6 protein-coding genes and 1 rRNA gene are annotated in these 7,214 nt (G+C 37.4%); 4 read left to right on the top strand and 3 right to left on the bottom strand.

The window, feature by feature from the left end; genetic code table 11:
• Positions 1 to 75: ribosomal RNA gene (gene rrf, locus NBG71_RS18950) — 5S ribosomal RNA — on the top strand; the annotation flags it as partial.
• Positions 76 to 198: 123 nt separating this feature from the next.
• On the opposite strand, the gene idi is transcribed toward rrf, so the two are convergent.
• Both idi and NBG71_RS14740 read right to left on the bottom strand, forming a co-directional pair.
• Positions 199 to 735: an isopentenyl-diphosphate Delta-isomerase gene (gene idi, locus NBG71_RS14745; RefSeq protein WP_075673085.1), complete on the bottom strand. Its 537-nt coding sequence runs from the start codon at positions 733 to 735 to the stop codon at positions 199 to 201.
• Between the two features lie 134 nt (positions 736 to 869).
• Complete coding sequence (locus NBG71_RS14740; protein WP_109394768.1) at positions 870 to 1,514, bottom strand: epoxyqueuosine reductase QueH; 645 nt, start codon at positions 1,512 to 1,514, stop codon at positions 870 to 872.
• 252 nt (positions 1,515 to 1,766) lie between these two features.
• Here NBG71_RS14740 and NBG71_RS14735 point away from each other — a divergent pair, with 252 nt between their 5' ends.
• Entirely contained in the window at positions 1,767 to 2,870 is a 1,104-nt protein-coding gene (locus tag NBG71_RS14735) for a glycerol dehydrogenase (protein WP_099660514.1), read from the top strand.
• Between the two features lie 56 nt (positions 2,871 to 2,926).
• Here the strand turns inward: NBG71_RS14735 and metA are convergent, their stop codons facing one another.
• Complete coding sequence (gene metA, locus NBG71_RS14730; RefSeq protein WP_075673082.1) at positions 2,927 to 3,856, bottom strand: homoserine O-acetyltransferase MetA; 930 nt, start codon at positions 3,854 to 3,856, stop codon at positions 2,927 to 2,929.
• A 340-nt stretch (positions 3,857 to 4,196) separates the two neighbouring features.
• Here metA and aceB point away from each other — a divergent pair, with 340 nt between their 5' ends.
• Positions 4,197 to 5,789: a malate synthase A gene (aceB, locus tag NBG71_RS14725; protein WP_250916971.1), complete on the top strand. Its 1,593-nt coding sequence runs from the start codon at positions 4,197 to 4,199 to the stop codon at positions 5,787 to 5,789.
• 69 nt (positions 5,790 to 5,858) lie between these two features.
• A complete protein-coding gene (gene aceA, locus NBG71_RS14720; RefSeq protein WP_075673080.1) occupies positions 5,859 to 7,166 on the top strand; it encodes an isocitrate lyase in 1,308 nt (435 codons plus the stop codon).
• The last annotated feature ends 48 nt before the right edge of the window (positions 7,167 to 7,214 follow it).

Raw genomic sequence — 7,214 nt, 5'->3', positions numbered from 1 at the left:
GAACTCAGAAGTGAAACGTTGTAGCGCCGATGGTAGTGTGGGGCCTCCCCATGTGAGAGTAGGGAACTGCCAGGCATTAAATAAGACGAGAAAGCCAACCCAATGGGTTGGCTTTTTTGCGTTTGGGTTTTTATATAGCTTAAAAGCCTAAAAACACGAGTTGTTTGTTTTATATTGAGGCTGTTAATAGGATAATTGCTAAATAATACCTTGGCTCCAACGAGAAAATTGCTCAATCCCCATCCTGTTCAATATATAACGAAACCAAACACTGTAATTTTGTGCATTCTCTTGAATATCGTGATAAAGAGAATCAAGAGAGATCCAGCGATAATTCATTACTTCATCTGGATTGCTATGTGGTAATTCGTTACTAAACCCAAGAAATAGGTGATCAAATTCATGCTCTATCAGATCATCTGTCACTTTTTCGTTATACAGAATAGTTCCAATAGATTGCATATCACATTTCATACCTAATTCTTCATCTAGACGACGATGAATAGCATCTGAAAGTAATTCGTTTGGAAGCGGGTGACTACAACATGTATTTGCCCATAAACCACCAGAGTGATATTTAGATATTGCACGTTGCTGAATAAGTAACTGCTGTTTTGAATTAAAAATAAATATTGAAAAGGCTCGATGTAAGGCGCCTACAATATGAGCTTCAAGCTTTGGCATTGTTCCCAGCTCATTATCATTTTTATCTACGAGAATGACAGCGTCTTCCACAAGAAATCACCTTAATAAAATAATATATTGTTATAGCGTGAATATAACATGACTGTATATCAAATAATGATTTATTGTGTTGTTCTTTTTATGGCATCACAGGAATGATGCCTAGAATAAAAGGAAAGGAAGATCTAAGGGGTATAATATTGAACACCAATCTTAATAAGTTCTCTACCTTGTGATTTTCGATGCTTATTTGTATCTCTTAATGAATAAATACAGCCGCAATATTCTTGTTGGTAGAATTGTTCACGTTTACTTATTTCGATCATTCTGGCTGAGCCCCCTTTTTTACGCCAATTATAATCCCAATAAACCATATTAGGATAAGGCGCTACTGCTCTTTCACCACAGCCATTTATCTGTTTCATATCTTTCCAACGTGAGATCCCAAGTGAACTGGAAATAACGGAAAAGCCATTTTCAGAGGCATAAAGGGCTGTTCTTTCAAAGCGCATATCAAAACACATTGTGCATCGAATACCACGCTCAGGCTCTTTTTCCATTCCTTTAGCTCTTTCAAACCAATTATCTGTATCATAATCAGCATCAACAAAAGGAATATTATGTTTTTTAGCAAAACGAATATTCTCTTCCTTACGAATTAAATACTCTTTTTGGGGATGAATATTGGGATTATAGAAAAAGATAGTGTAATCAATACCTGAAGCTTGTAATGCTTCCATGACTTCACCAGAACAAGGAGCACAGCAAGAGTGTAGTAAAAGCTTATTTGCATTTGCAGGTAATGTGAGCTTTTCTCGTATAAGAGTCATAGATGATCCTAAATAACATTATTTTAGTTGTAAAATGATGCCTTTATTATAGTAATAAATACGTAGGTAATCTGCTTTTTTAAAATTATTTAAAAATAACCACTTGTTTTATATAAATTAAAAATGATGAACGAAAATGATTTAGGTAATGACTATCAGAGAGTTTACTAGATTCATATTATGATGAGAGGTAAGATGAAATACTAATTCTGCTACTGTTTGTAGCAAAATCTAAAATAAAGGAATTTAGTTATGTCATCTATATTACCTCGCTCTGTAACCTCGCCAAAAAAATTCTTTATTGGTAGCCAATTACTGTCTTCTGTCGGCAAATATGTAAAAGATTTTGGTGATAATGCATTTATTATTAGTGATGAGTTTTTTTTAGAAAAAGTAACTAAAGAAGCAGTTCCTTCTCTAAAAGAAAATGGCATTGTTTCAATGGTTGAAAAATTTAATTATGAATGTACTGAGGCAGAAGTTAATCGCTTAGGTAAAATTGCCGTTGAAAATAAAGCGAACGTTATTATTGGTATTGGGGGCGGTAAGACATTAGATGTGTCTAAAGCAGTTGCTTATTATCAGCACATCCCTGTTATTTTATTCCCAACAATCGCTTCAACGGATGCACCTTGTACTGCATTGTCTGTGCTATATAAAGAAAATGGTGAGTTTGATAAATATTTATTCTTACCACAAAACCCTGATGTTGTTATCGCAGACACCGCTATTATCGCATCAGCCCCACAACGCTTTTTCTCGGCGGGTGTTGGTGATGCACTAGCAACTTACTTTGAAGCTCGTGCTTGTTATCAAGCTGACGGCTTAAATTTAGTTAATCAACGTCCATCACGTACAGGCCTTGGTTTAGCGCAACTTTGCTTTGAAATGCTAAGTGAAAATATTGATAAAGCAATGGATGCGATTCGCCATAAAATTACCACTCCTGCATTAGAGCAAACTATTGAAGCAACAATCTACCTTAGTGGTGTTGGTGCTGAAGCAGGTGGCTTAGCAGCTGCTCACGCAGTAAATAATGGTATGTCTGCAGTTGAGTCTTTACACCGTGTTCAACATGGTGAAAAAGTAGTATTTGGTTTATTAACTCAGCTAGTGTTAGAAAATGCAGCACAAGAAGAAATTGATGAAGTGATCCGTATTATCAAAGCGGCAGAATTACCACTGACACTTGAAGATATGGGTATGAAAGAATTTATTGAAAGCGAATGGCGTACTGTTGCTAAAATTGCCTGTGCTGAAGGCGACACAATGGGCAATATGCCAATGAGAGTGACTGAAGAAGATGTTTATAATGCAATGATTGCAGCTAACGCATTGGCTCATCGCTATAAATAATTCTTAGCTTGGTAAATGATTATCTTAAAACCCCAAATTAAGTTTGGGGTTTTTCTTTAGTCTAATGTTGGATTCATTTGAGCAAGATCGAACGGTGTTATCTGATAAACATAGTAGTTCAACCAATTTGCAAACAATAAATGTCCATGACTACGCCAAGAAGCGATAGGTTTTTTGTTCGGATCATTATTAGGAAAATAGTTTTCTGGTAATTGAGGATCTAATCCTGCTTTAACATCACGGTGATATTCATCTGCGAGTGTATTAGGATCGTATTCAGGATGCCCTGTTGCAAAAACAACTCGTTTATCTTTTGATGCAAATAAATAAGCACCTGCTTCTTCCGAAGTTGCAAGGATCTCCAAATCAGTATTATTTTGAATAAAGTCGATAGGAAAACCGGCATAACGAGAATGGGGAGCAAAGAAAGTCTCATCAAATCCTCGCGTTAACAGTGAATATGGTGAGCAAGTATTATGGCTATATACGCCTGAAATTTTTTGTTCTAGCGTATATTTAGGAAGGTCATATAAGATATTCAATCCAGCTTGAGCCGCCCAACAAATAAAGAGTGTAGAAGTAACATGCTCTTTAGCCCATGTAATCACCTCTTTTATTTCATCCCAATAAGCTACATCTTCAAATTCAACTAACCCTAATGGCGCGCCCGTGACAATAAGGCCATCAAAATTTTGCTCTTTAATTTGGTCAAAATCGCAATAGAAAGTATCGAGATGCTCTACAGGTGTATTTTTAGGAATACGAGAGTCAATACGCAATAATTGAATATCAATTTGAAGAGGACTATTAGAAAGCAATCGCAGAAATTGATTTTCTGTTTCTATTTTCTTTGGCATTAAATTAAGGATAAGTACTTTTAAAGGGCGAATGTCTTGAATACTCGCTCTGCTGGATGTCATAACAAAGACATTCTCTTTTTGTAAACAACTGACTGCGGGTAGCTCATCGGGTACTCTAATTGGCATTTCAATAACCTCTAAAAACTTCTAGACATCTAGAAGCCTAAATTTAGCTAATAACCTTTTGAATGTCGAGGTCTTCATGTTGTGCATGAAGAATATTCATATAAGAAAAAGCTATATAGCTAAAATCATCAAGCATTAACCATTCCTTTTCTCTGTTTATTATCGATCTCTTCCAGATCCCTCGAGTTATTTTTGAAATTCTGATTTTTGTACAATAAAAAAACACCGATGTAATCACATTGTTAAAAATTATTTAAATAAAAATGGAATTCATTTTTGATTTTTGTAAAAACTGCATTAGTCTTAATCAGGTGTGCAAAAGCTTTTAGGGGAATGCAGAATGTCACAATCATTAACTACAGAAGAATTAAATTTTACGCAATCTTTTGGTGATCAGGAAAAAGAGATATTAAATCAAGATGTTAAGTTATTCTTGGCTGATTTGGTAAATCAATTTTCAGATAGACGCCATGCTTTATTAGCTGAAAGGGATAGCTGGAAATACAGAGTTGATAATGGCGATCTTCCTGATTTTATTTCGGAATCTGATTCCATTATAAAATCGGAATGGAAAGTTAATCCTATACCAAAAGATCTTCAAGACCGTCGTGTTGAAATAACGGGACCTGTTGATCGCAAAATGGTCATTAATGCATTAAATGCTAACGTAAAAGTCTTTATGGCTGATTTTGAAGATTCCTTAGCACCTACATGGGACAAAGTGATTGATGGTCAAATCAATTTGCGTGACGCCGTCAAAGGCACCATTTCTTATACCAATGAACAAGGCAAGTGTTATCAGCTTAAAGCGTCACCTGCGGTATTGATTGCCAGAGTAAGAGGTCTTCACCTTCCTGAGAAGCATGTGTTATGGCAAGGCAAGCCTATTGCAGGGGGATTATTTGATTTTGCTCTGTATTTTTACCATAACCACAAAGCCTTATTAGAAAAAGGGAGTGGCCCTTATTTTTACATTCCTAAATTGCAAACATGGCAAGAGGCTAAATGGTGGAGTGATGTTTTTCATTTCACAGAGAAACGCTTTGGTTTAGCAACAGGAACCATTAAAGCCACAGTATTAATTGAAACCTTACCCGCTGTTTTCCAAATGGAAGAAATTCTATTCCATATGAAAGAGCATATCGTTGGACTTAACTGTGGTCGTTGGGATTATATTTTTAGCTATATCAAGACATTAAAAAATTATCCTGATCGTGTCTTGCCTGATAGACAAGGGATCACGATGACTCAACCTTTCTTAAGTGCTTATTCACGTTTACTGATCCAGACTTGCCATAAACGTGGTGCTTTTGCGATGGGGGGAATGTCTGCGTTTATCCCAAGTCGAGATCCAGAGCAAAATGGCATTATTTTGAAAAAAGTATTTGATGATAAAGAGCTTGAAGCAACAAATGGCCATGATGGTACTTGGATTGCTCATCCAGGCCTTGCTGAAACAGTATTGTCTGCTTTTGATGCTGTATTGGGGGCCCGTTCAAATCAACTTGATGTGCAACGTAATGAAAAAATAACAGCAGAAATGTTATTGGCACCTTGCACTGGAGAGCGCACAGAAAAGGGCATGAGAGCTAATATTCGTGTTGCTGTGCAATATATCGAAGCTTGGATTTCGGGTAATGGTTGCGTACCTATCTATGGATTAATGGAAGATGCGGCAACAGCAGAAATATCGCGTACCTCTATTTGGCAATGGATCCGCCATCAAAAAACACTGTCTGATGGGCAAGTCGTGACTAAAGATCTCTTTCGTAAAATGCTGAAAGAAGAGCTTGAAGTCATACACCAAGAAGTCGGTGAAACTCGTTTTGAAGAAGGGCGTTTTAAAGAAGCGGCTTCTTTGATGGATAAGATTACAACCCAAGATGAATTAGTCGATTTTCTGACTTTACCGGGTTACCAACTTTTAAATTAAAAAAGATACGTCAAAACGTATTTATAAACTGCAAACATCATCACTATCGTATTTATAGGAGCTGTTTTTATGACTATTAGTAGATCAGAGCAAATCGCCCAATTAGAGAAAGAGTGGGAACAACCTCGCTGGAAAGGTATTACCCGTCCTTATAGCGCTGAAGATGTCATTAAATTAAGAGGTTCGGTTAACCCAGAACATACCTTAGCAAGACGCGGCGCTCAAAGGCTTTGGTCATCATTAAATGGAAAATCAAAGAAAGGTTATGTTAATGCATTAGGTGCTTTAACGGGTGGACAAGCATTGCAACAAGCAAAAGCAGGGTTAGAAGCTGTTTATCTTTCAGGGTGGCAAGTAGCAGCAGATGCTAACACGGCAGCAAGTATGTACCCTGATCAATCTTTATATCCGGTTGATTCTGTTCCTAATGTTGTTCAGCGTATCAATAATACATTTAGACGAGCTGATCAAATTCAGTGGTCAAATGGTATTGGTCCTCAACATAAAGATTATATTGATTTTTTCCTTCCCATTGTGGCTGATGCTGAAGCAGGTTTTGGAGGAGTATTAAATGCCTTTGAATTAATGAAAGCGATGATTGAAGCTGGAGCTGCGGGAGTTCACTTTGAAGATCAGCTAGCTGCGGTAAAAAAATGCGGACATATGGGAGGAAAAGTATTAGTTCCAACCCAAGAAGCGGTACAAAAGCTGGTCGCTGCGCGTTTAGCTGCGGATGTGTCTGATGTGCCTACCTTACTTGTTGCGAGAACAGATGCCGATGCCGCCGATCTTTTAACTTCAGATTGCGATCCTTATGATAGCTCGTTCTTAACTGGAGAACGTACGCCTGAAGGTTTCTTCTGTACTCACGCGGGAATTGATCAGGCTATTAGCCGTGGTCTTGCCTATGCTCCTTATGCAGATCTGGTCTGGTGTGAAACATCACTTCCTGATCTGAAAATGGCAGCTAAGTTTGCAGAAGCTATTCATGATAAATATCCCGGGAAAATGCTGGCTTATAACTGTTCGCCTTCCTTTAATTGGAAAAAGAATCTTGATGACCGCACGATTGCGCATTTCCAGGATGAACTTTCTGCGATGGGCTATAAATTCCAGTTTATTACTTTAGCTGGCATTCACAGCATGTGGTTCAACATGTTCGATCTAGCACATGATTATGGCAAGGGCGAAGGTATGAAACATTATGTTGAGAAGGTACAAGAAAAAGAGTTTGCGGCGCTTAATCAAGGCTATACCTTCTCATCGCATCAACAAGAGGTGGGAACAGGGTATTTCGATAAAGTAACGACAATTATTCAAGGTGGTATGTCTTCTGTAACGGCACTAACAGGCTCAACAGAAGAGCAACAATTCTAAGATCCCAAAATATCATTATCTGTTTTTGTGGTGATAATTCAGGAGCAG

Origin of the sequence: Proteus sp. FZP2095, from assembly GCF_023701425.1 — a bacterium.
In the GTDB taxonomy this organism is placed as follows: Bacteria; Pseudomonadota; Gammaproteobacteria; order Enterobacterales; family Enterobacteriaceae; genus Proteus; species Proteus cibarius.
Note: the sequence above shows the minus strand (reverse complement) of the source record. Positions and strands in the feature narration are given on the sequence as shown.

Bases quoted from the DNA above. Each gene is read 5' to 3' on its own strand.
- metA (WP_075673082.1), bottom strand. From the start codon at position 3,856: ATGCCAATTAGAGTACCCGATGAGCTACCCGCAGTCAGTTGTTTACAA.
- aceB (WP_250916971.1), top strand. From the start codon at position 4,197: ATGTCACAATCATTAACTACAGAAGAATTAAATTTTACGCAATCTTTT.
- NBG71_RS14735 (WP_099660514.1), top strand. From the start codon at position 1,767: ATGTCATCTATATTACCTCGCTCTGTAACCTCGCCAAAAAAATTCTTT.
- aceA (WP_075673080.1), top strand. From the start codon at position 5,859: ATGACTATTAGTAGATCAGAGCAAATCGCCCAATTAGAGAAAGAGTGG.
- NBG71_RS14740 (WP_109394768.1), bottom strand. From the start codon at position 1,514: ATGACTCTTATACGAGAAAAGCTCACATTACCTGCAAATGCAAATAAG.